This is a genomic window from Paenibacillus sp. Dod16, assembly GCF_049893405.1.
Lineage (GTDB): Bacteria > Bacillota > Bacilli > Paenibacillales > Paenibacillaceae > Paenibacillus_AQ.
Genome location: NZ_JBNDYG010000028.1, coordinates 88,895 through 111,084, shown reverse-complemented (window position 1 = coordinate 111,084; position 22,190 = coordinate 88,895). Strand labels below are relative to the sequence as shown.

At 45.3% G+C, this 22,190-nt stretch carries 28 protein-coding genes; 26 read left to right on the top strand and 2 right to left on the bottom strand.

What is annotated here, in order from left to right:
- Positions 1-14: 14 nt before the first annotated feature.
- The 6 genes from ACPV3A_RS20025 (at position 15) to ACPV3A_RS20000 (ending at position 6,057) form a co-directional block, all read left to right on the top strand.
- Entirely contained in the window at positions 15-1,097 is a 1,083-nt protein-coding gene (locus ACPV3A_RS20025) for a glycoside hydrolase family 172 protein (protein WP_220684795.1), read from the top strand.
- 101 nt (positions 1,098-1,198) lie between these two features.
- On the top strand, positions 1,199-2,212 hold the full coding sequence (locus tag ACPV3A_RS20020) for a LacI family DNA-binding transcriptional regulator (RefSeq protein WP_071220441.1): 1,014 nt from the start codon (positions 1,199-1,201) through the stop codon (positions 2,210-2,212).
- Positions 2,213-2,506: 294 nt separating this feature from the next.
- Positions 2,507-3,502, top strand: coding sequence for an acetamidase/formamidase family protein (locus tag ACPV3A_RS20015; RefSeq protein WP_426200772.1), 996 nt, complete (start codon positions 2,507-2,509; stop codon positions 3,500-3,502).
- 41 nt (positions 3,503-3,543) lie between these two features.
- Positions 3,544-4,296, top strand: coding sequence for an alpha/beta fold hydrolase (locus ACPV3A_RS20010; RefSeq protein WP_426200770.1), 753 nt, complete (start codon positions 3,544-3,546; stop codon positions 4,294-4,296).
- A 15-nt stretch (positions 4,297-4,311) separates the two neighbouring features.
- Entirely contained in the window at positions 4,312-5,358 is a 1,047-nt protein-coding gene (locus ACPV3A_RS20005) for a hypothetical protein (RefSeq protein ID WP_220684798.1), read from the top strand.
- 225 nt (positions 5,359-5,583) lie between these two features.
- A complete protein-coding gene (locus ACPV3A_RS20000) occupies positions 5,584-6,057 on the top strand; it encodes a DUF3574 domain-containing protein (protein WP_426200768.1) in 474 nt (157 codons plus the stop codon).
- 96 nt (positions 6,058-6,153) lie between these two features.
- Here ACPV3A_RS20000 and ACPV3A_RS19995 read toward each other — a convergent pair whose 3' ends face one another.
- The gene (locus ACPV3A_RS19995) at positions 6,154-7,134 is read right to left on the bottom strand and encodes a DNA-3-methyladenine glycosylase 2 (RefSeq protein ID WP_308116296.1); all 981 of its coding nucleotides are present in this window, start codon (positions 7,132-7,134) and stop codon (positions 6,154-6,156) included.
- A gap of 147 nt (positions 7,135-7,281) precedes the next feature.
- On the opposite strand from ACPV3A_RS19995, the gene ACPV3A_RS19990 reads away from it, so the two are divergent.
- The 12 genes from ACPV3A_RS19990 to ACPV3A_RS19935 all read left to right on the top strand — a co-directional run bounded on the left by ACPV3A_RS19990 (position 7,282) and on the right by ACPV3A_RS19935 (position 15,694).
- Entirely contained in the window at positions 7,282-7,893 is a 612-nt protein-coding gene (locus tag ACPV3A_RS19990; RefSeq protein ID WP_339218044.1) for a bifunctional transcriptional activator/DNA repair enzyme AdaA, read from the top strand.
- A complete protein-coding gene (locus ACPV3A_RS19985) occupies positions 7,865-8,413 on the top strand; it encodes a methylated-DNA--[protein]-cysteine S-methyltransferase (RefSeq protein ID WP_426200765.1) in 549 nt (182 codons plus the stop codon). The genes ACPV3A_RS19990 and ACPV3A_RS19985 overlap by 29 nt, the downstream gene beginning before the upstream one ends.
- Positions 8,406-9,119: a 2OG-Fe(II) oxygenase gene (locus ACPV3A_RS19980; RefSeq protein WP_194543291.1), complete on the top strand. Its 714-nt coding sequence runs from the start codon at positions 8,406-8,408 to the stop codon at positions 9,117-9,119. The genes ACPV3A_RS19985 and ACPV3A_RS19980 overlap by 8 nt, the downstream gene beginning before the upstream one ends.
- Positions 9,120-9,205: 86 nt before the next feature.
- Positions 9,206-10,024, top strand: a complete 819-nt coding sequence (locus ACPV3A_RS19975) for an SPL family radical SAM protein (protein WP_339294200.1) — start codon at positions 9,206-9,208, stop codon at positions 10,022-10,024.
- Positions 10,025-10,200: 176 nt separating this feature from the next.
- The gene (locus ACPV3A_RS19970; RefSeq protein WP_426200763.1) at positions 10,201-10,965 is read left to right on the top strand and encodes an SDR family NAD(P)-dependent oxidoreductase; all 765 of its coding nucleotides are present in this window, start codon (positions 10,201-10,203) and stop codon (positions 10,963-10,965) included.
- A 303-nt stretch (positions 10,966-11,268) separates the two neighbouring features.
- The gene (locus ACPV3A_RS19965) at positions 11,269-11,364 is read left to right on the top strand and encodes a putative holin-like toxin (protein WP_220091170.1); all 96 of its coding nucleotides are present in this window, start codon (positions 11,269-11,271) and stop codon (positions 11,362-11,364) included.
- Positions 11,365-11,752: 388 nt separating this feature from the next.
- Complete coding sequence (locus ACPV3A_RS19960) at positions 11,753-12,349, top strand: hypothetical protein (protein ID WP_194543288.1); 597 nt, start codon at positions 11,753-11,755, stop codon at positions 12,347-12,349.
- Positions 12,350-12,560: 211 nt separating this feature from the next.
- Positions 12,561-13,154 carry a hypothetical protein gene (locus ACPV3A_RS19955; protein WP_426200760.1) on the top strand — a complete coding sequence of 198 codons (594 nt, stop codon included), beginning with the start codon at positions 12,561-12,563 and terminating at the stop codon, positions 13,152-13,154.
- 100 nt (positions 13,155-13,254) lie between these two features.
- Positions 13,255-13,791, top strand: a complete 537-nt coding sequence (locus ACPV3A_RS19950) for an AAA family ATPase (protein WP_259445698.1) — start codon at positions 13,255-13,257, stop codon at positions 13,789-13,791.
- A gap of 137 nt (positions 13,792-13,928) precedes the next feature.
- Complete coding sequence (locus ACPV3A_RS19945; RefSeq protein WP_426200758.1) at positions 13,929-14,405, top strand: GNAT family N-acetyltransferase; 477 nt, start codon at positions 13,929-13,931, stop codon at positions 14,403-14,405.
- A gap of 103 nt (positions 14,406-14,508) precedes the next feature.
- A complete protein-coding gene (locus ACPV3A_RS19940; RefSeq protein ID WP_426200756.1) occupies positions 14,509-15,108 on the top strand; it encodes a transglutaminase-like domain-containing protein in 600 nt (199 codons plus the stop codon).
- Positions 15,109-15,181: 73 nt separating this feature from the next.
- Positions 15,182-15,694 carry a DUF6886 family protein gene (locus ACPV3A_RS19935; protein ID WP_426200754.1) on the top strand — a complete coding sequence of 171 codons (513 nt, stop codon included), beginning with the start codon at positions 15,182-15,184 and terminating at the stop codon, positions 15,692-15,694.
- A 28-nt stretch (positions 15,695-15,722) separates the two neighbouring features.
- Here ACPV3A_RS19935 and ACPV3A_RS19930 read toward each other — a convergent pair whose 3' ends face one another.
- On the bottom strand, positions 15,723-15,830 hold the full coding sequence (locus tag ACPV3A_RS19930; RefSeq protein ID WP_426200752.1) for a fibronectin type III domain-containing protein: 108 nt from the start codon (positions 15,828-15,830) through the stop codon (positions 15,723-15,725).
- 73 nt (positions 15,831-15,903) lie between these two features.
- Here ACPV3A_RS19930 and ACPV3A_RS19925 point away from each other — a divergent pair, with 73 nt between their 5' ends.
- From ACPV3A_RS19925 to ACPV3A_RS19890, 8 genes are all read left to right on the top strand, one after another.
- On the top strand, positions 15,904-16,485 hold the full coding sequence (locus ACPV3A_RS19925; RefSeq protein ID WP_426200750.1) for a DUF3267 domain-containing protein: 582 nt from the start codon (positions 15,904-15,906) through the stop codon (positions 16,483-16,485).
- A 74-nt stretch (positions 16,486-16,559) separates the two neighbouring features.
- The gene (locus ACPV3A_RS19920) at positions 16,560-17,069 is read left to right on the top strand and encodes a 2'-5' RNA ligase family protein (RefSeq protein WP_426200894.1); all 510 of its coding nucleotides are present in this window, start codon (positions 16,560-16,562) and stop codon (positions 17,067-17,069) included.
- A gap of 63 nt (positions 17,070-17,132) precedes the next feature.
- Positions 17,133-17,660 (top strand): 2-phosphoglycerate kinase, encoded by a 528-nt coding sequence (locus tag ACPV3A_RS19915; RefSeq protein ID WP_426200748.1) that lies wholly within the window; start codon positions 17,133-17,135, stop codon positions 17,658-17,660.
- Between the two features lie 55 nt (positions 17,661-17,715).
- Positions 17,716-18,138 (top strand): hypothetical protein, encoded by a 423-nt coding sequence (locus ACPV3A_RS19910; RefSeq protein ID WP_426200746.1) that lies wholly within the window; start codon positions 17,716-17,718, stop codon positions 18,136-18,138.
- Between the two features lie 30 nt (positions 18,139-18,168).
- The gene (locus tag ACPV3A_RS19905; RefSeq protein WP_426200744.1) at positions 18,169-18,648 is read left to right on the top strand and encodes a hypothetical protein; all 480 of its coding nucleotides are present in this window, start codon (positions 18,169-18,171) and stop codon (positions 18,646-18,648) included.
- Positions 18,649-18,715: 67 nt separating this feature from the next.
- Positions 18,716-19,249, top strand: a complete 534-nt coding sequence (locus tag ACPV3A_RS19900; protein WP_426200892.1) for a GNAT family N-acetyltransferase — start codon at positions 18,716-18,718, stop codon at positions 19,247-19,249.
- 147 nt (positions 19,250-19,396) lie between these two features.
- Positions 19,397-20,038, top strand: coding sequence for a YdcF family protein (locus tag ACPV3A_RS19895; protein ID WP_426200742.1), 642 nt, complete (start codon positions 19,397-19,399; stop codon positions 20,036-20,038).
- 481 nt (positions 20,039-20,519) lie between these two features.
- The gene (locus ACPV3A_RS19890) at positions 20,520-21,980 is read left to right on the top strand and encodes a chitinase (protein WP_426200740.1); all 1,461 of its coding nucleotides are present in this window, start codon (positions 20,520-20,522) and stop codon (positions 21,978-21,980) included.
- Positions 21,981-22,190 lie beyond the last annotated feature (210 nt).

The window sequence follows — 22,190 nt, the reverse complement described above, 5'->3', positions numbered from 1 at the left end:
AGGAGCGATAACAGATGATAAACTTTAATGGACTTAATATGCACCTCGGAAATTTATCCCGGCTGTCCAATGCGCAGACGAGATCCATCAGCGCGGAGAATTTTACCGGCGAAAAAGGAAAGGGCGGAATGGCTACCGACGGGACGGGCGCAGCGGCTTCCAGGGACTTGGGCGTGGGCTGGAAGGTCTCTCCTTCCGTGGAGATTTTACCGGGCGAAACGTTTACGATGGGTGACATTCAGGGTCCCGGGGCGATTCAACATATCTGGCTTACGTGCCATCCGACGCTGTGGCGCAATCTGATTATCCGCATGTATTGGGACGATGAGCAGGAACCTTCGGTTGAGGTGCCCGTCGGTGATTTGTTCTGTAACGGATGGGGCGAGCGCAGCGATGTCAATTCAATTCCGGTTGCCGTGAATCCGGCCGGCGGCATGAACAGCTACTGGCAGATGCCCTTCCGCAAGCATGCCCGATTGACGATGGAGAACCGTGCGCCGGAAAAGGCAGTCCTTTACTATCAAATTGACTATACGCTGACGGACATCCCGGAAGATGAGGCATATTTTCACGCGCAGTGGCGGAGAACGAATCCCGTTCCATATAAAGAAGTTTATACCATTCTGGATGGGGTGACTGGACACGGGCACTATGTAGGGACTTACCTCGCCTGGCAGGTGAACAATAACGGCTGGTGGGGTGAAGGCGAGATCAAGTTCTATATGGACGGGGATCAGGATTATCCGACCATATGCGGTACGGGAACGGAAGATTATTTTGGCGGGGCCTGGAATTGGGAGCAGCCGATTGGTACCTACCGAACCTACTCGACGCCATATTTGGGGATGCACCAAGTGCTGAAGCCGGACGGGTTGTATCGAAGTCAGCAGCGCTTTGGCATGTATCGATGGCATGTCATGGATCCAATCCGTTTTCAAAGCGATCTTCGCGTGACCATTCAGGATCTTGGCTGGAGGTCCGGAGGAAGGTATCTTCCGCAGCAGAGCGATATTGCATCGACGGCGTTCTGGTATCAGGCCGAGCCCCATGCGCCATTTCCAGAGCTTCCGGGTAATGATGAGCGGGAGGTTATATAAAGGAGGAGCTATTGCTTACCTGCCGGTAAGGTGATAGTGTGAATCCATGGACCCTTTTGCGGGAGCATATGGCGTATCCATGGTTGTTAATGGAGGATAGGATGGACAAACATACGATTTATACGATTGCTGAACGGGTAGGCGTATCCCCTTCTACGGTGTCCAGAGCCTTGTCGGGAAGAGGTTACTGCAGTCCCAAGACGAAGAGCAAAATTCTGGCGGCTGCGAAGGAAATGAACTATGCGCCCGATCATGCAGCGAAGATGCTGAAAATGAGACAAACCAACAAAATTATTTTTGCCGTGCCCGATATATGCAACCCTTTTTATTTCGATATGATCAACGGAATCAATCAGGTGCTGGAAGAGCATGATTACCTGATGATTCTGTTTTACACCAAGCATAGGCTCCAGGAGGAGATGAAGGCAATTCAAACCCTGCGGGAAAATGTGGCCGATGGCATGATCATGGTGTCTTTTCATTTCGGTGAAGAGAATATCGGGGCCATCAATGCGCTGCAGGCACCGGTCGTGCTCACGAATAAATATGTCTCGCCGGAAGGGAATGACCGCTTCGATTATGTGTATGTGGACACATATGACGGGATCAAGCAAAGCACGGAGCATCTGATCCGTCAAGGCCTGCGTTGCATCGCCTATATGGGCGGCAATCTGAGCGAGCAGACCGGCCATGAGCGGTTCTGCGGGTATCGGGATGCCATGCTGCAAGCGGGGCTCCCCTTGCTGCCGCGTTTTATCGCCGAGTCCGATTATACTGAAAGCGGCGGTTATGCGATGGCAAAAGCGTGGCTTCAAGGGCCCGACCATCCGGAGGGCATTGTCGCCGCAAACGATTTAATGGCAATCGGGGTTATGAAGGCCTGCGAAGAAGCCGGTCTTCGCATTCCCCATGACGTTGCCGTTGTGGGCATGGATAATCTGGACCTTGCCTCCCGCGTATATCCCAAGCTGACGTCCGTTGCCTTGCAGCAGGAGGAAATCGGCCGCAAGGCAGCCCAAATCCTGATGGATCGCATGTTGGGAATACCGAGGGAAGAGCGGGCCGTGAAATTGATGCCGCAGATCGTCGTGCGGGATTCCAGCGTAAGGATTTGAATAAAGAATCGTGTGTAGTGAGAATGGCCGTGCACATAGTAACCGTTACCATTCCCATGAACGCTCATCGTTAGCTGATATAAAATTTAATTGACATGGAGATGAACCGTCCCTCGCAGTGAATCTGCGCAGTGGACGGTTTTTTGTGTTTCGACGAACAACCATGGTACAACCGGAAAGGGGCAATGGTTTGTGTTTGGAGTAATTACTATTACGTTTTGGAGTAATTTTATATTGACTCTAAGAGTAATTTGAAATACCTTATAAAGTAACAGAGTGAATATGAGACATGGAATGGCCACTCTGATTACGGCTGTGAAGGGAGAAAGTTGGATGTCACAGGTTCATATGTTACAACCGGATATTCATACGCTTCATGGATTTTTCAGCAGGGAATTGGAACCCGCCCTATACATACAATCTGGGGATACTGTCGTGTATCAAACCTTAGATGCGGGTTGGGGACTGGAGAAACGTGCTGCCCCAGGCGCGGCGAGAATGAAGTTTACGAAGCGCAAGCCGGAGCGGCAGGAGAAGCAATTCGGGCATGCGTTATTGGGTCCCGTCCATATTCAAGGGGCTAAACCCGGGCTTACATTGGAGATTCAGATCAACGAGATCGTTCCCGGATCATGGGGATGGACCTCTGCCGGAGGTTATCCGAGCTATTGGAACGAGAAGCTGGGCATGGCCCACGCCAAGGAAGTGACGCTGGACTTTGAATTGGATCTCAAGACCATGACAGGCAGAAGCCAGTTCGGAAATTTCAAGTATAGCGTCGGCCTGAAGCCGTTTATGGGAATCATGGGCATGCCGCCGAATGAAAAAGGTCAGCATACGACTTTTGCACCGCGCCCTTATGGAGGAAATCTTGATTGCAAAGAATTAACGGCCGGCAGCACCTTGTATCTGCCGATCCCGGTGGATGGCGGGCTGTTCTCAACAGGGGATGGACATGCGGCTCAGGGAGACGGCGAAGTTAGCGGTCCCGCCCTGGAATGCCCCATGGAGAAGGCGAGTCTAACCTTTCATGTCCGAGACGACATGCCCATAACGATGCCCAGGGCCAAGACAAGTACCGGCTGGCTTACGATGGGGTTTCACGAGGACCTGGACGAAGCCATGTGGATGGCATTAAGCGGGATGCTTGATCTCATGACCGAGCTTTACTCTATTTCAAGAACGGAGGCGTATGCCTATGCCACCTTGACGGTCGATCTAAGGGTAACCCAGATCGTGAACACATGTAAGGGCGTGCACGCATTTTTACCTTTTGGGGCATTGAGGTAACACTTCATAGATAAATGTAAATTTTTAAGGAGGTCTAATGCATGCAGCTATACGAGACCATGGTCAATAACCAAGGGGTACATATTCATGTGACGGAGGTACATCGGGATCTTAGGAACGAACAAACCTCACTGGTCGTCATCCCGGGACTGTCCGAGTCGGCTGAGGATTATATCGCCATTATGGAAAAGCTGTCGCCCAGGCATATTGTTATCATCACGCTTCGCGGCCGGGGCCGAAGTGACTCGCCTGCTTCGGGTTATACGCTCGAAGACCATATCAGCGACATTGATGCGGCGATTCGTCATCTTGAACTTGAGCATTTTGTACTCATGGGATATTCTCGAGGGGTGTCCTATCAATTAGGCTACGCCGTTCAGAATCCGGAACGCATTCAAGGTTTGATCATCGGGGACTATCCTGCGGTTCATACCGAGCTGCCTGCGGGATGGGTGGAGTTCTTCACGTCACTGCCCCCTTGGAGAGGAAAGAAGCTGTCTGACCGAATGAAAATATCGGCTTTACAGGCACTGCAGCAGGAATCGGCTAAGGTCGAAATGTGGAACGACCTAACTAGACTGACTTGCCCGGTCCTTATTATCCGTGGCGTAAAACCACATCCCGGGTTATCATTAGAAGCAGTGGAACAATATAAGCTGGCGCTGCCTCAGGCAATCATTGTAGCGTTCGAGGAGCGCGATCACAATATTTTTGAACCGGATGTGGATGTGTTTGTCCGCACCGCAGACTCTTTTCTGAAAAAGATTAGGAAGAACCATCAATCAATCACTTAAAAAGGGTGTACGCACTTGGACAATCTGAAGCTGAATGTATCACTTTTACGACAAAGAGTTCCGAACCTGACCAGCGCAGCCAAATCCGTGGGATTACGGCCGGCCACGGTCTCCAACCTATGTACAGGGAAAATTCCCGTTGGTCGGGCGGAAGTCCGCACCATTGCCGCATTGGCATCTCTGGCAAAATGCAGTCTGGATGAACTGATTCTGCGTGGAGAAAGTGTGGAGATGATTGAAACCGGCATCAAACCGCTTGATCTATTTGCTCCTTTGGCAAAAGGGGGTACCGTAGGTCTGGTCGCCCGTCCCGGAATGGGCCAACTGGTGCTGCTTGGTGAGTTGTTTCATCACTTCAAGCAGGAAGGGTATATGACGATTTTGCTAAAGCCGGAAGGCGAATATCCAGAGCTGCAGGACATGCTGAATGACGTAGAACGGGTAGCTTATTCTATAGAAGAAACCTATTCCATTGTGGCGAATGCGAATACCGATCATGAGATTGTGTTTGCAGCGGACAGGGAGCACGTCTTGACCGGCAAAATCTATGATCTTCAGGAACGTTTTCAAGAAGAGGGCATACAGCACATCACGACGTTTCTTGTGGACCTCAAAGGTGCGGCAGTGGATGAAGACATGCCTTACGGCCCGCTGGAGACGCTGTGGTATTTCGATGCCGATCTGGCGGCAAGACATATGTTTCCTGCCGTAAACCCGTTATACTCTACCTCTTCCGTATCGGAAGGCGTGCACCTGGATCAGGTTCATTTAGCGGTCCAACAGCGGGCCCAGAAGCTGCTGCGCCGTTATCGCGAGCTGCGTTCACTGGTTCAAGTACGAGGATTGCAGGCCATTCCGGCATCCGAGACAGAGGTTTATGAGCGGGGAGCACGGCTTGAGGCGTATCTGACGCAGCCTTTTTACGTTGCGGAGGCTTATACCGGTTTACCGGGCGAGCGGGTGCATTTGCAGGATACGCTGCATGATGTTCAAGCTATTTTGAATGGCAGCATGGATCATCGATCAGTGGAGAGTTTATCCTGGATCGGGACGCTAAAATAGCGATGTATTCATTAAAAGTCGAATTCTCGTAGTTTGTTTATCGGGAATATCGGCTTTTTTGCATGATTCCGCATAATATAATCCGTATGTCCCATAGCTGATAAGAAAAGGCCAGTATATAATATGTGCTAGTCTGTATCGTGCGGATGGCAGGAAGGTTGCACTGGACAACAGAAATGCCATGCTTGTACGGGACACGAGACCATACATAAAGGAGAAATGGGCATGAAGAGAAAAGGTTGGCTTATCGCATTCGCAGCGGCATTATTGATAACACTTATCGTAGTACCGGTTCAGCAGTCTTTCAGCGCAGAGGGCAATCCAACGGCAACCGCCATTACACAGAGTGCTCTGAACGATCAGTTCCACTTGGATCATGTCGTTAAGATTTACGTGCCTTCAACGGTAAAGGGTGACATTCCGATTACGGATGCAGCTCATCAGAAGTTTGTCGACCAAACGCTGACGAAGCTGTCCGGCTGGTTTGGCGGGGCAACTGCGATTCCGGGCGAAGGGGCATGGGTGGACAATAACAAAACCCTGATCAAGGAAAAAGTAACGATCGTGTACGCGTTTGCCGAGAAGCTTGATAAGGACTCGCTTAATCAAGTGGTGGACTATGCGAAGAAGCTTAAGGACGATTTGTCGCAATCCGCGATCTCACTCGAGGTTGACGGCAAATTGTATTTCATCGAGTAGTTGATTCTCGAATCAGCGATGTGCTAATCAGAGGAGGTCTTCCTGCTGTCTGTCATGGCAGAAGCGGGAGACCTCCTCTTTATTGCGTTTGGACTATTAATAAAGAAATCTCCACAGATAAAAGGTGGCGTAGGATTCCCAGTTCGCCCATGCTGCCGATAGCTGCAGTATTTCCTTCTTCGTCGGTTTCGCCTCCAAGCCGAGCAGATGTTTGATGGCATTGTGCAGACCGACATCATCGATAGGAAATGCAGCCGGCATTCGCAAACAGCGCATCAGCACATAGTTGGCCGTCCATGGTCCGATCCCGCGGATGCTGACTAATTGTTTCTCCGCTTGTTTCAAGCTGCCTGCTTCAAGCAGCTGCTCCTTCGTCAATTTCCCTTCGACCATAAGCTGAGCGACTCCAATAAGATACTCGCCTTTTTTTACGGTCATACGAAGCCCGTCCAGGTCTTCAACAAACAGATGTGCTATGTCCTCAGGTCTCGGGAAGATCCAATAAACCTCTCCTTCACACTCCACGCGGCGGCCGAAGGCTTCAACGAAACGTCTTTTTAACGTATAGGCATAGGCCAGGTTAATCTGCTGCCCCAGGATGCCCCAGCACAAAGCTTCGAACAGATCGGGAATGCCCATGTTGCGAAGTCCATAGAAGGATTGAACGGCTTGACTGAGCAATGGATCTGCTTCCGCCATGTTATAAAACGGTACGAGATCGGTATTCAGATCGAACCAGTCCCGGACATAACCTGCTACTTCCGCCCGCTTGCAGGGATCGGAGGGGGCCGTATTCCCCAAAAACCGAACAAGGATGGCTTGCGCCTTAGGCTCCGCGCTGACTTCAATCACAGCGATGTCACCCTCAAGTGGGATAGCCCGGTAGATGCTATCATTCCGGATATGATAAAGACATTCGTTCGGCGATCTTTGCAAATAACTGAGGTTCTCCGTAAAACTGAACTCCTTCGGTACGAACAGCCTGATGGCTTCGGCATGATCTTCCCAGCTGGCCCGGGGGAGATGATTCTCCATTGTATATGGCTTATCGTCATGGTTGTGGTTTGGCTCCTGCATCTTCATCGTTTCCTTTCGCGCTTGAACTCTTCTATACTAGTTGTACCATAAACGCAGACCGTATAATTTTGTTATCTTGCTCTTCTATTCCAAAAAGCGTACAACAGGATTATCCTGTGGTTATAATGTTAGCGGAGGTGAGGAAACGTGGCAAACCGAATACAACCGACCGAAGCCCAGTGGAAGGCCATTATCAACAACGACAAGGATAGTGACGGCAAGTTTTTCTATGCAGTGCAGACAACGAAAATTTTCTGCAGGCCATCCTGTAAATCCAGACCCCCGAAGTTTGAAAATGTGCGCGTGTTTCAATCGGCGGATGAAGCGAAAGCCGAGCGCTTCCGGCCATGCAAAAGGTGCAAGCCGACGGGCGAGCGTTTACCGGACCATGAATGGATTGAACTTGTCACCGAGTATATCGATAAACACTATATGGATCATTTGTCGCTTGATGTCTTGGCCGATGTGAGCCACGGCAGTCCGTACCATCTGCACCGGATATTTAAGCGCGTCAAAGGTCAGACCCCGATGGAATACATTCAGGATTACCGGATCGGCAAGGCCAAGGAGCTCCTGACAAATTCCAGCTTGGCCATTTCGGATATCGGCCATAAGGTGGGCATGGAGAATACGGCTTATTTTATCACGTTGTTTAAGAAGAAGACGGGGATGACGCCCCTTAGTTATCGCGCGCAATATTTAAAAAATACAAATGCGGAGGTGCAAGATCATGAAATCCAATCATTCGATTACCATTAACTGGACCCAACTGCGTCATGATAACTGGAACGTATACATCGCGGCGACGGAGCAGGGCTTATGTTACGTCGGATCACCGGATAAACCTGTAACAGAGCTGGAGAACTGGGTACAGGCGAAAATCCCTGGCTGTGAACTCGTGCAGAACGATGAAGCCATGCAGCCGTATGCTGCCGTGTTGGTGGAGTATTTTCAGGGGAAACGCGCTCGGTTTGAGGTGGCTATGGATTATAAGGGGACCGCGTTTCAAATGGCGGTATGGAATGCGCTGTGCCAGATCCCGTATGGACAAACCTTCACGTATTCGGACATCGCCAACCAGATTGGAAAGCCGGCAGCTGTTCGAGCTGTAGGAGCGGCTATAGGCGCTAATCCGCTGCTGATAACCGTGCCTTGTCATCGGGTAATTGGAAAAAGCGGTGCATTGACGGGGTATCGCGGTGGGCTTGCCATGAAGACCCGGCTGCTGGAGCTTGAGGGGAAGCGAGCCAGGATGAGGGAGAAGGTGAATAATGCCTAATTCATTGCCGCAACGAATAGCAGGGCTCGATTGGACGGGGATACAAGGAGCTTTGGATGAGCAGGGATATGCGGTTGTTCCAAAGGTGCTGCTGCCTGACGAGTGTGCGGAGATTATCAACACGTATTCGGAAGAGGAGCGGTTTCGCAGCACGATCAATATGGCTAGGCACCGGTTTGGGCTAGGAGAGTACAAGTATTATCAAGCTCCGCTGCCAGAACCGCTGCAGCAGCTTCGGGAAGGCTTTTATCCTGAGCTTGCGTTGACCGCTAACCGCTGGTTGACGCAGCTTGGACATGAGGAGAGGTATCCGGTGAGCTTGGATGAGTTTCTTGGCATGTGCCATGCGCAGGGGCAAGAGCGTTCGACGCCGTTGATTTTGAAATATGAAGAGGGCGGCTATAATTGCTTGCATCAGGATTTGTACGGAGATGAATTTTTCCCATTTCAAGTAGTGTTTGTTCTGAATGAGAAGGAAGTCGATTACACGGGAGGAGAGTTTCTGCTCATCGAGCAGCGGCCGCGGGCACAGAGCCGGGGACATGTGATCACGTTGGAACAAGGAGCGGGTCTAATCTTTCCGACCAACCATCGTCCTGTTCAGGGAACGCGAGGGTATTACCGGACCACGCTCCGGCATGGCGTCGGCACCATTACGTCGGGGACCCGATACAGCCTCGGGATTATTTTTCATGATGCCAAGTAGAGGGGCGCGTGTGTCCACTCATTCATTATGGGATGTGAGGAGAGAAATAGTATAATAGAAGAAAGTGTAGGAATGGGGTGTCCCAGGTGAAACAAGAAGTGCTCTACAAAACGCCGAAGACCCTGCTCAATAAAGGAACGGGATTCCTGAATGGATACAGCCATACCTTGAATCCGTATACGGGCTGCACCTTCGCTTGTTCTTATTGCTATGTCCGGCAAATGCCGGTATCGATATTCCGCAATCAGGAATGGGGAAGCTGGGTTGACGTTAAGGTTGAATCTGCTGCTATCCTCCGAAAAGAACTGAAGCGTGCCAAGTCCAAGGGACCTGTCACGATTTTCATGTCTTCCAGCACCGATCCTTACCAGCCGGTTGAGGCCAAGGAAGAAGTGACACGCGCATTGCTTGAGGTGATGGTCAGCGAACCGCCGGATTTTCTGCTCGTACAGACGCGCAGTCCGTTGGTCCGGCGGGATGTTGATCTGCTGCAGCAGTTAGGAGAACGCGTGCGGGTAAGCATGACGGTCGAGACGGACCGCGAGGAGATACGCAAGCATTTTACGCCGTCAGCGCCGCCGATCCAAGCGAGACTGAAAACCCTCGAGCTGCTGAGGGACGCGGGGATTCCCGCTCAGGCAGCTATTGCCCCCGTGCTTCCGAGCACGGAGGCTTTCCCGCAGATCCTGCGGCCGCTCGTTCATCGCGTGTGCATCGACGATTATTTCATGGGGGATGGCAGTGGCGGGAAACGTACGAAAAGACTGCCTGTTCAGGCTCTGTACGAGGAGCTTGGGGAGCAGGAATGGTACGACCCCGCTGCTTATCGAACGGTCTACGATCGATTTAGCCGGGAGTTTCCGGAGGAGCAGTTGTTTGTGAGCCAGAAGGGTTTTGAACCTTAAGGTTTAGGTTGGCAAGTTTAGAAGAGGATCCGTGATCCGTGGATTAGATAGATTATGATAGGTTTAGGCAGAGGACCAGGAGTTCGATTCTGGTCTTTTTTTGTCATGTCTGGCGGTAGGTGATTATGGTATGATAGGCGAAAATAACCAGTCAAAGGTAGAGGAGCGAATGAGCAATGAAGATGGATTTGACGGATAAAATTGCGTTAATTACAGGAGCCGCAGGCCAATTAGGGCGTGTCATGGTCAGAACCTTGGCGGAATGCGGCGCGGATGTGGTTATCCATTACCGGGGGAGCCAAGCCAAGGCAGAAGAGCTTCAGCGCGAAGTAGAGTCGATGGGAAGTCGGGCTTTCCCGGTGCAAGCCGATGTGACGGATCAAGCTTCCGTGAATGCCATGCGGGATGCGGTGCATGCACACTTCGGCGTGCTGCCCCATATCATTGTTGCCAATGCCGTCGAATCCTATCAATGGACATCCGTCTTGGAGCAAGCGCCGAAAGATTATGAGAGTCAGTTCCAATCCTGTGTCATGCAAAGCGTCTACCTGGCGAAAGCTTTTGTTCCTGCTATGATCGAGCGTCAAGGGGGCCGGTTCATCGGGATCAATACCGAATGTTCGATCCAAAACTTCCCGAGCCAATCGGCTTATGTTGCGGGAAAACGCGGCATGGACGGTGTCTACCGCGTGCTCGCCAAAGAGATCGGCGAGCACGGGATCACCGTCAACCAGGTCGCGCCGGGCTGGACGATCAGCGACCGCGATCGGGAGAACGGAACCGAGCACAGCGCCTCCTATGAGGCCTCCGTTCCATTGAAGCGCCGCGGAACGGACCAGGAGATTGCCAATGCCGTGGCATTCCTGGCTTCGGACTTGTCGTCGTTTATTACCGGGGCATATATTCCAGTGTGTGGCGGGAATGTGATGGTGGGAATCTAGAGTTTCGGTAAATGGAGTGAGCTCAGTAGTGTCTATGAACTTCGTGGATTCTCATTGCGATGGGGATTTGCGAAGTTCGTGGATATGGAGTTATCGGAAATTCATGCCGCACAATAGTCGCATTCGCTCCTTTAAGCCTTTCGGGTTCGTGAATACTTACAACGTTAGATGAAATCAACGGATGTAAGATTGAGTAAAAAAACCGAACAATCGTTCTTCATCTCATTAGTAGATGATGGTATAATAAGGAAAGACAATTGAATCTTGGGTGGGCATGGTTTCCCTTCGAAAGGAGGTGAAGCCATGGAAATTAAAGATGCGTTGACGATCATGTTTCTGTTTGGATCGTTTATCCTTGCACTTTTAACATACATCAATTCGAACAACAAGAGAAAGTAAAAACCCACCCCAAGGTTAGCGCCGAAGGTGGGTCTTTATTCTGATCGCTTAGAAGGGAATAAACCATCCAAGCCAATTGTTCAGCCGAGTGTTCCCGCACTCGGCTTCTTTGTAAATTATGATAACACAATTGGAAAAAGAAGTGAACCTGGAAAGAGTATTTTGGGTATTTGAAAACCTTAAATAAAGAATAGTGGATTATTGAAGGGGTATATCGCAAGTGGGCGGGACGAAGCTTTGAAGAAGCAGATGTAATTATCTTTTTATCACCTAAGAAAAACTGATTGTAGTAAAGAGTAATAAGGAAATGATTTTGAGAGTAGCATATGAATGTGACATTCGATTACATACAAGAACGTTATGAGAACTCTATGCAAAGGAGAATAACATGGGATCTAGAATCATGCATTATTGTATTTCTGCCCGTCTTGCTAAAGAATTAAAGATTGATGATGATCAATTTTTCTTAGGTGGCATTGCTCCTGATGTGAATAAAAATATGAAAACCCCTAAAACTATTTCTCATTTCGTAAGGACCAATAATGAAGGACAAATATTTGCCGATTATTTGGGATTTCATGAGAAATATCTGAGATATATGAGAGAACCATTTTATCTAGGTTACTTTTTTCATTTAATATCTGATGTTATATGGGTTGAAGAAATTTATTACAAGAAAATAAAGTGGTTGCCTCAACCGGATAAAAAAGAAGCGCAGTTAAAGTATTATAGAGATTTTTGGAGACTCAATGGAAAATTGATTGATTATTATTCCATTGAATATAGACCGATGGAAGTCAAGTCCATCGAGATAGAAGAGATTGATTATAGATACCTGCCAGAATTAGTAAAGGATATAGAAAATGACTTTGCAATGAAAGATGAGGCGAAAGAACAAGAGTTGGAAATTCTTGAATTTGAAGAAGTCATTGATATTCTTGAAAGAACAGTAAAGGAATGTGTTGAAATTTCAATGAGGACATAGACTTCCGATAACGTAATATTCACGCTGGTCTCGGCTGAGGGCCGAGCTTTGACCGCTAGGGGGCTACTGGTCTGGAAACAGAATCAGGTAAATACAATCTATTCCCGGAAGACCATGAGTGTATATCATCCCACAACTTAACAGCTTCAAAGATTCCGATTAACTACAAGAAAATTTTGATTACATTATGACTAGTCGAGTGGGTACTTAGTTGGATTATAGATCTCCGAGAAGTTGTGTACGCCATAAAGAGGTGAACGATCTGAAGATTAAGGTAAGTATATTTATAATTCTTATTTTATTGATAGCATTGATATTTCTTTTTCAAAAGGATAGACCAAATGACTACGCATCAATAGAAGAAGCGATGATTAATTCAAACATTGTTTATGATGAAATATATTATATTACTGAGAATAGAGGATACAGCATTGTTTTTTACGGTGAAGAAGATATTTTGTCGGTCGGCATAGCAACCAAGAAAAGATCAAAATATCAGTGGATTTATGGGTTTGGTAGTAAACATTTTAATGAAACCGAGCATATCCTTACAAGAGCATTCACAAACTTACCAACTGAGATATCAGGAAATGATGAACTTGTTTCGCTAACGTTTGGTGTAATAAATGATAGGGATATTGAAAATTTAAAAATCCAATACAAGGGTCAGGCAGTAAGAGATGCGACTATACTTCCAACATCAAAAGCTCCAATATGGTTTTGTTTTTCAGATACTCCAGTTAATTACGACCCGGATGTAGTAAGAATTTATAAACATGGAGAGACAAAGACCGGATGGTATTAAAATGAAGATTAATAGGTTTTTGGGGTAGAAGGGGTAGCAGCTAGCAACTTATCATTCGTAGATATAAATCCATACCTATGGGGGTGATTATGTGATTATCATGATTAATGGTACATTCGGCTCTGGCAAGACTTCGGCAGCTAACATGCTTCAATCCTTAATCTCAAATAGCATGATTTATGATCCTGAAGAAATCGGATACATGTTAAGAAAAATCATTAACGAAGAAACAAGATGTGAAGAAGAACGAACTGATGATTTTCAGGATCTGGAATTATGGAGAATCCTCACTGTTAATACAGCTCATGAATTGATGAATAAGTATAAGAAACATCTTATTGTTCCGATGACGATTTATAAAGCTGATCATTTCGAATACATATTAAATGGATTTAAAAGCTTTGATCAAGACGTTTTTCATTTTTGTCTCATTGCGTCTGAAGACACAATCAAAAAGCGAATTGAAGAGCGTGGTGACCAATTTGGAACGTGGTATCAGACACATACAGAAGCTGGTTTACTTGCATTTAGGGATAGCAGATTTCTAGAACATATTGAAACGGACCATATAGGAACAGAAGAAGTTGTTAGACTAATCCTAAATAAAACTGTTAAGAGCAATGTGTGGAGAGTTTAATGAGGTTACTGGCTACACATAACACAAGGTTCACCTCTTGGTCCGCTTCAAGATAATCTGAGCGGACACGCCCGCACCACCTAACCCATCACGGCCGCTCACTTACGTTCGCTTAAAGTTGGGTTGACGTCGTAAACATGGAAACGTTATATGAAATCGGCATAAGAAAGGAAAGGAGAAAAACAATGATTCGAGCAGCGGAACCAAAAGATGCAGAACAAATTGAGGAATTATATAAGGAGTTATTACCTAGCAACACAGAAATATATGTGTCAAATGAAAGAATAAGTGAAGTACAAAATAATCCGAATAGCTTCTTATTCGTCTACGAACTAGAGCAAAAGATTGTGGGAACTGCTCATTTGCATCTTTGCTTGGACGCATTAGTGGGGTCCAGGCCGTTTGGTGTTGTAGAAAGAGTTATTATTTCAAGAGCACAACAAGGAAAGGGATATGGTTCAGAATTAATGAAATATATTGAAGGTTTGTGCGCCGAGAAGAACTGTTTAAAGATATTTCTTACAAGTGGAAGTTCAAGGACTGAGGCTCATGTATTTTACGATAGGTTGGGATATGACGGTAATTCAAGTAGAGCATTCAAAAAATATCTGTAATAAAAAGGATACCTGCCGATACGAAGTGTGAGCTTCTTGAACGTCGTGAATACGAAAGAAGTTAGGCTGGAAATTGCTGTTATAACGACTAGGGGGAGAAATTATGAAGCAGCTATCATCATTGGAAGCCTATTTACAGGCATCTGAGTATATTGATTATTTTGATGCTCAAATACAAGCTGTGATTTTATCTTTTACAGAAGAAACTGAAAATAAAAGAATACAGGCAGCATTTGAATTTGTGCGCGATCAGATTGATCATTCTTTTGATATTAAAAACGAAGAAGTAACAAGGAAGGCCTCTGAAGTATTGAACAAAAGACATGGAATATGCTATGCCAAATCTCATTTATTAACAGGAATACTGCGAGGAATGGGTATACCTTCAGGCATTTGTTATCAAAGGTTAACCCTATTCGATAAACCCGAGGATGGGTACTGTTTGCATGCTTTGAATACAGTGTATTTGAGGGAGCATGACAGGTGGATACGTTTAGACGCAAGAGGAAATAAGGAAGGCATTAATGCGCAGTTTTCAATAGATAAGGAGAGATTAGCCTTTCCTGTTAGGGAAGAATATGGTGAGAAGGATTATAAGATTAATTACGCACAGCCCCATCCAGTCATTATTCAAACACTAGAAACCTATTCGAATGCTACGGAGATGTACCTAGGTGGATTGCCTGAAGACCTGAGTCAGTGAAACTGTGACGCGTTTAGTAAGTGATTAAAGTATACGAAATTACTGAAATACATATATAAAATGAGGTGCATGAATGCTTTTTCATTTTAGCGAAGAGGCTGATATTGAAATCTTCATCCCACGAGAAAAACAGAACCGACCGGACTTTCCGGCAGTGGTGTGGGCAATAGATGCGGAACATGAATTCTCATATTACTTCCCAAGGGATTGTCCGCGAATTGTATGTAGAAGAACAGAGGATATCAGTGAGAGAAACAATGAGTTGTTTTTTAACAACACGTTGGCTGACATAATCGTAACTGTAGAAGATGGTTGGTACGCAAGAATCAATCAACAAACGTTGTACAAGTACCAATTTGAAGACGAGGGGTTTGAAGTTTTTGATAAAACTGCAGGCTATTATATTTCCTATCAAACCGTAAAGCCAGTGGGGATAGTGAAGGTTGATAGACTGGTTGAGAGACTTTTAAGCAAGGGAATTGAATTAAGGTTTACACCCAATTTATGTCCAATTAGGGAATCAATAGTTTCTTCAGATTTTAAGGGATTTGGAATACATAGATTTAATAATGCCAACAGACTATAGGGGGATTTAACAACTGCATTCACGCAGCTTAGAAATATCCCTGCTGTCTCTTGGCCATTACTGTGAAATTATATGTGGTATTCGGGGTTAAGCTGGTAAAGGTATAGGATGTATTCGTTAAATACGCTTGTGCCACCGCATTTTTTTATACACGTCATAATCCTGCACGCTGACATCACGGTTGGATTGGACAAGGGGGAATGTAACACATGATTTTATGGTTTAAAAACCTTCCTGCAACAGATATTGATTTTTCTTCATGGGTTCCTTTTATTCGAAATTCTTGGTTCCGAACACATTATATGAAATTTGTATATTTGTTAATGATAAGTATTGCATTAGCACCTGGCCTTGTTCTTGGCCAAGATATAATCTCACAATTGATCACGGCAACCAATCAAGTAAATATCAGTAGCAGTAGTGTTGGATTTTATATAACATTAATCCTATTTAGTGCTTGTATATTCATGATACACGAGTTCTTTCACATTATAGTTATTTATAGGCTTGGTGATATAAGTTTGACTTTTAGCGGCATATTTTTTTGGCTCAATACAAATGCTCCCCTATCTAAAAAGAGGTTTTGGTTATTCATGAGTCTTCCCCTTATCATGTTGTCTATAGTTCCAGCTATGACTTCACTTTATATGAGTGGATTTATGAGATCACTCATGTTATACATTTGTTGGTTTAACACGATCATATCATCGTCTGATATCATAAATTCTTTTTTAATTCTTATTAAACCTAAGAATAGTATATTTTGTAGAGGATATTACCATTTGCAATAATATCATCTTGGACCCCAATAGCTAAAAAGCGAGGTGCCCTTCTATTGGAGTATTACTTCGGAATTGTCCCACCTATGGATATTTACGGTAAAATTATGAGATTAAGAGACAAGTATAATGGTCATCAAAGTTCCGGACCCCACATTACGGTAAAAGCATCATGTGGACTCACGGAAGATATAGGGTGGCTACCGCCGTGTCAAAAGGTGATTTCGGAATTTGGCGAATTCCCAATACGGGTAGGAGACCCGAGTTATTTCGGGAATATGGATGTTCTTTATTTAGAAGTGAGTTCCCATGAATTAATAGAACTACATAAGAGACTCGTATCCATATTTAACCCCAATCAGGAACAACTCATGAGATGTTTTGAGTTAGAACTATACAAACCGCATATCACGATTGCTCGAAAATCCGTAGTTTCTGACTCCATCATTGAAATGAAGAAGGAAATGGAGTCGTATGTTAACTCAGTACAAGAATTTCAAGCAACCCATATCAGCTTGTTCTATAGAACGAATAAAAAAGAGAAGTATAAAAAAAGAGCTGATTTTTGCCTAACGAGTCAATGCCAATGCCTTTAAAGGAGAACTATAACGAATATGATCATATTAATCAGCAGGAACAGCTGCACGGGTAAGACTTATATGGCTCAACAATTGCTCGAGAGGTATCACGTTCCATATCTTTCGATCGATCATTTGAAAATGGGCTTATACAGAGCGGATATGAACTGCGGTTTCACCCCCCTGGATTCATCAGAGTTTATCGGTGAAAAATTATGGCCGATCCTCAAAGAGATTATCAAGACGAACATAGAGAATAACCAGAATCTAATCATTGAAGGCTGCTACATCCTGCCTCACCATCTTCAAGATATCGAGCCATCCTACTCAGCGCACATCATACCGGTATTCTTGGGTTTCTCAACCACCTACATCCAGCAAAACTTCCAATCCAACATCATTCAACATCGCAATGCAATCGAAACACGTACCTATCCTGAAGAAAGAACCATTACTGATTACATACTGGAGCATGATGCATTCCGTGAAAAGTGTGTAGCATCAGATGTCCCGTATTTTGAAATTAAAGAGAACTACGAAGATGAGATTTTAAAAGTATATGACTACATCGAGGGTGATAAGAAGAGAATCGCGAGTGAAAATCGTTAAATCACAAGTCGTGATATACGAGAGAAGTTTCCTATTTAATAATGTGGAGTAGCTCATGAAAAAACAATTATTACTTATCCTTGTTGTCGTCCTTTCCGTGTTTTTATTATTTCATGTTAATCAATGGATGAAGAATGAATATGTCATATGGACGGCTATTGAAAATCGGGAGTGGGAGGCAAGGGGGACGGGGGTGTATTTTTATGAAGAAAACAATCAAAAATATGGTCTCTACATGATTTATGGAAGTGGACTTCCTGTCATTTCTTCTCATAAATCCAAGGTCAGAATAATAAATGATGTTGAGATTGAGATGGAGATTCCAGATCATTCTATAAATTTGCAGTCAACAGATCAACAAGTACAAGTATCCAGATTAAAATGGAATCAGGGTAAGTTGACCATGGACGGGCTGATATTTGAAGCCTCGGAGACTTCGGAGAAACATAAGTGGGTTTTAAATCTACGAGCGAAATAATATCGCTGTAATCGAGGAAAGGAAGAAGCCGTGGAATTATTCTTATATCATTATTATGATGCAGCAACCGGTCCCTTTCGAAATCTATCTGCACTATCTATCGAAGAAGCGAAGCAAGTACAGAGAAGACTCCAACAAAATAAGAATATGTTTGCGAGTCAACGCGGGGATGATTATATCGTAATCCGACGCGGATTAGAATCGCGTGCCAGAGAGACACTTGGCCCTTGCGAATGGATTAAGCAGTGGTATCAGAGCGGGAGGGAAGTTAAGATTCCCCTCGATGATGTTGATCCCGAGATGATTAGTTTTACTTATGGTGACTTATTTCCCACGATGCGCTTTAAAGACGACAAGCCTTACAGAGGGAAGGTCTACTTAAAGAACGAAATTCTCCGATTGGTAGACGAATATGGTTGGCCGCAAGAATGGAATAAAGACGGGAATCAAGGACCAGAACGATATATAGAAGTACAGGTATGGGACGATCGTGTGATTGGTCTTTTTTGAATAATACTATGGAATGAGATGTATTTATAAAATTTAAAGAAGGATGTGAGTACTTACATTGATCATAATGGATTTGTTAGAAAAGGATACTGATAAGATAAATCAAACAGCGAGATTACTGCATGAGAGTTTTGAGGCATGGCCCTCAATAGAATCTGCCATACGTGAAGTTTTCGAATCAATTAGTGATGATTCTATTAGTAGAGTATTAGTTAATGGCGATGATGAAGTTATCGGGTGGATTGGAGGTAGAAGCCAGTATGACGGTAATGTGTGGGAACTTCATCCGTTAGTTATTAGAAAAGATAGTAGAATACGAGGTCTTGGCAAGCTATTAGTAATCGATTTTGAACGTCAGGTCTACCAACGTGGAGGTATAACCATCATATTGGGTACGGATGATGAGTATAATCAAACCAGTCTATCTAACGTGAATTTGTATCATGATACTCCGGCACACCTATCCAATTTTGAAAGTTTAGATCATCCAGCGAACTTTTATAGAAAGTTAGGTTTTGCAATCGTCGGTGTTATACCAGATGCGAACGGAATAGGAAAACCGGATATTATCATGGCAAAGCGTGTTAAACCTGTAGATTAAAGATTAAGTATAGAGTTTCCTAACGGATGCGGCTGCCGTTCACATGGAGGACTCCAGACGCTGCAAAGCTATTGCAGTTTTATCGATATGAAGTCGCCAGGCATTACTTGGGTTTTGATGAACATGAGACAACGGGAGGGTTCTTTATTGCTGATCTCACAGATGAATCCAGAGATATTGACGAGAGAACAGATCACAACGGTGGTGTTCGGAGCGGAAACGGAAGTTGATGATGGTACGCAGTCTGGTGATTGTATCTTTGTGTTTGGCGGAAAAAACCTGGACCGGGTATGGAAAGCGGTTGAATTATACACAGCCGGACGCGCCCCGTATCTATTATTCACGGGTGGAGATCGATTTGGCGAGTGGGAGCAGCCCGAGGCGGTTATGATGCGGGATGAAGCCATAAAAATGGGCATTCTGCCAGAATCCATTTTTATTGAAACGATGTCCAACCATACGAAGGAAAACATTATGGCCTCCCTAACCGTGCTTGATCGGGCATTGGGGTTACAACGAATCCATCGACTCTTGCTCGTCAGTGCACCTGGACATATGCGCCGATGCCAACTGATGCTCAGGACCTTTATGCCCCCTTGGTATGAGTATGTATGGTGTCCGGACCATCGCTCTCTTGGGAGACGGGACAATTGGTGGACCGATCCAGAGGAAGAGAAGCGGGTACTGGGCGAGCTGAAAAAAGTGATCGGCGGGGTAAAGGGGCGATATTTTGTTGATGCGGATATTGAAAATTTGAAAATAAATCGTAAGGCATGCATTACACTGTGAACTCAACTCACGAGCTGGGTGTTTACCTAATGGCGAATAGACCAAATGCTGGCGCGTGGCACATGCTTTACAAACCCCAACGGAGAAGGCGGAAGCATGATCGCATGCGTAGTGCAGCTTCTCGAGGAGTTGGGTCAGTACAACATTACATACAATGATCAAAGCGGCCGTTCTCCTGAACACATTACAAGGAGGACGGTTGTTTTTGTGTTGCCTAGTCTTAGGCATATCTTGTTTGAAAATCTTCTTACATACACAGATTGATCCTTCCGAGCTATTGATAATAATTAACATATAAAGTAAATTTTTTACATATAAATCAACTTACGAAATATGTAAATGAATCATAATTGAGTAAGTGAAATACATCGATCTGGATTTAAAGAATTAACAAGAAGATTTCATAAGGGAGGTGATGTCGTCTTACGCAAGTTAGGCTGAAGCTGAATGATCAATTTATTTTTTGAGGAGGGATTAATGGATGAAAAAGGGTTTATTTAGAGTGCTGGACAAATCGAGAGTGATGATGTTGCCTTTATTGGTTGTCGTGTCTTTGGTGTTGAACTTTTTTCCACTTGAGGTGTCTGCAGCAGACCGGGGTGCTTGGGCACCCAATGTATCTTATGCCGTTAACGACAACGTAACGTACGATGGGAAAGCATATAAGGCTATTCAAGCTCATACCTCATTACCCGGATGGGAACCGCCCAATGTGCCTGCATTGTGGCAGTTTGTTCAAGGTGGTGGAGGTAATGATACTGCAGCCCCGACAACGCCTACGAATGTAATTGTAAGCGCAGTCACTTCTTCAAGCGTTACTTTATCCTGGCAGGCATCTACGGACAATGTAGGCGTGACAGGATATGATGTATACCAAGGCACATCCATTGCCGTTTCTGTTGCCGGTACGACAGCGACAATAACGGGTCTTTCACCGAACACGACATATTCTTTTAAGGTCATTGCTAAGGATGCTGCCGGAAACCTTTCGCCTGCCAGTGCGATCGTGAATGCAACCACTTCAGAGGGAACAGGAGGTCCCCAGCCGACGAAGCATATATTGACAGGGTACTGGCAGAACTTTGTTAATGGTGCGAGCAAGTTAAAAGTGAGAGATATACCTGATCAGTACGACATCATTGTGTTAGCGTTTGCCGAGATGGATCCTGCTAACCCTGGTGGTGTCACTTTCACTGTAGATTCTGCGCTATCCGCAGCCCTTGGCGGGTACACGAATGCCGAACTGATCGCGGATATTCAGGCCAAACGCGCTCAAGGCAAGAAGGTCATCATATCCATTGGAGGGGAATTGGGGAACATTAATTTGAATAATCCATCCCCGAATGTAACGAACTTTGTGAACAGCATGTACGGCATCATCACTCAATTTGGGCTTGATGGGATAGACATCGATCTGGAGCATGGCATGAATGTTCCTAATTTAACCAATGCGATCCGCCAACTGAAGCAAAAAGTAGGAAATGATTTTGTTCTGACGATGGCTCCCCAAACGATAGACATGCAGAATCCAAATACCTCCTATATGCAGCTTTATAACAATCTGAAGGATATAACAACGGTAATTAACGTCCAGTATTATAATTCTGGATGCATGCTAGGCCGTGACGGTAAATGCTATTCCCAAGGCACGGTTGATTTCCTGACGGCACTTTCGGACTTAACGCTGCAGTGGGTATCACCTTCCCAATTGGGATTAGGAGTGCCTGCTACCTCAGCAGCAGCTGGAGGCGGATATGTTTCGCCAACCGTCGTAAATAATGCCCTAAATTGTCTGGCAACCGGAAACAGCTGTGGAAGTTATAAACCGGTTGCTAAATACCCCGATATACGGGGAGCGATGACTTGGTCCATTAACTGGGATACGACCACGAATTACACGCTTGCCAAAACAGTGAAACCATTCTTGAACACGCTGCCTTAACATGAATGATATTTGTACAACTTAAGTAGATTTTTTATAAAACAAGAAAACCTCTCTTTGATATGTGGCGGTATACACCTTCATTATCAAGAGAGGTTTTTGTCTGGTTTCCTTTCTCCAACGGAGAAGGCGGAATCATGCTGTAGAAGCAAAGCGGTCCCCTTTGTCCCCTGATTTCAACCTTGTCATAGGATCTTAAGAAATCTGGGG

What these genes read in the sequence shown, in the direction of transcription:
- ACPV3A_RS20010 (WP_426200770.1), top strand. Translation starts at nt 3,544, where the DNA reads ATGCAGCTATACGAGACCATGGTCAATAACCAAGGGGTACATATTCAT.
- ACPV3A_RS20015 (WP_426200772.1), top strand. Translation starts at nt 2,507, where the DNA reads ATGGCCACTCTGATTACGGCTGTGAAGGGAGAAAGTTGGATGTCACAG.
- ACPV3A_RS20020 (WP_071220441.1), top strand. Translation starts at nt 1,199, where the DNA reads ATGGACAAACATACGATTTATACGATTGCTGAACGGGTAGGCGTATCC.
- ACPV3A_RS19995 (WP_308116296.1), bottom strand. Translation starts at nt 7,134, where the DNA reads ATGCAGGAGCCAAACCACAACCATGACGATAAGCCATATACAATGGAG.
- ACPV3A_RS19920 (WP_426200894.1), top strand. Translation starts at nt 16,560, where the DNA reads ATGGATATTTACGGTAAAATTATGAGATTAAGAGACAAGTATAATGGT.
- ACPV3A_RS19950 (WP_259445698.1), top strand. Translation starts at nt 13,255, where the DNA reads ATGATTAATGGTACATTCGGCTCTGGCAAGACTTCGGCAGCTAACATG.
- ACPV3A_RS19980 (WP_194543291.1), top strand. Translation starts at nt 8,406, where the DNA reads ATGCCTAATTCATTGCCGCAACGAATAGCAGGGCTCGATTGGACGGGG.
- ACPV3A_RS19925 (WP_426200750.1), top strand. Translation starts at nt 15,904, where the DNA reads ATGATTTTATGGTTTAAAAACCTTCCTGCAACAGATATTGATTTTTCT.
- ACPV3A_RS19945 (WP_426200758.1), top strand. Translation starts at nt 13,929, where the DNA reads ATGGAAACGTTATATGAAATCGGCATAAGAAAGGAAAGGAGAAAAACA.
- ACPV3A_RS19965 (WP_220091170.1), top strand. Translation starts at nt 11,269, where the DNA reads ATGGAAATTAAAGATGCGTTGACGATCATGTTTCTGTTTGGATCGTTT.
- ACPV3A_RS19985 (WP_426200765.1), top strand. Translation starts at nt 7,865, where the DNA reads ATGAAATCCAATCATTCGATTACCATTAACTGGACCCAACTGCGTCAT.
- ACPV3A_RS19935 (WP_426200754.1), top strand. Translation starts at nt 15,182, where the DNA reads ATGCTTTTTCATTTTAGCGAAGAGGCTGATATTGAAATCTTCATCCCA.
- ACPV3A_RS19910 (WP_426200746.1), top strand. Translation starts at nt 17,716, where the DNA reads ATGAAAAAACAATTATTACTTATCCTTGTTGTCGTCCTTTCCGTGTTT.
- ACPV3A_RS20000 (WP_426200768.1), top strand. Translation starts at nt 5,584, where the DNA reads ATGAAGAGAAAAGGTTGGCTTATCGCATTCGCAGCGGCATTATTGATA.
- ACPV3A_RS19970 (WP_426200763.1), top strand. Translation starts at nt 10,201, where the DNA reads ATGAAGATGGATTTGACGGATAAAATTGCGTTAATTACAGGAGCCGCA.
- ACPV3A_RS19915 (WP_426200748.1), top strand. Translation starts at nt 17,133, where the DNA reads ATGGCTCAACAATTGCTCGAGAGGTATCACGTTCCATATCTTTCGATC.
- ACPV3A_RS19890 (WP_426200740.1), top strand. Translation starts at nt 20,520, where the DNA reads ATGAAAAAGGGTTTATTTAGAGTGCTGGACAAATCGAGAGTGATGATG.
- ACPV3A_RS19960 (WP_194543288.1), top strand. Translation starts at nt 11,753, where the DNA reads ATGGGATCTAGAATCATGCATTATTGTATTTCTGCCCGTCTTGCTAAA.
- ACPV3A_RS20025 (WP_220684795.1), top strand. Translation starts at nt 15, where the DNA reads ATGATAAACTTTAATGGACTTAATATGCACCTCGGAAATTTATCCCGG.
- ACPV3A_RS19900 (WP_426200892.1), top strand. Translation starts at nt 18,716, where the DNA reads ATGGATTTGTTAGAAAAGGATACTGATAAGATAAATCAAACAGCGAGA.
- ACPV3A_RS19940 (WP_426200756.1), top strand. Translation starts at nt 14,509, where the DNA reads ATGAAGCAGCTATCATCATTGGAAGCCTATTTACAGGCATCTGAGTAT.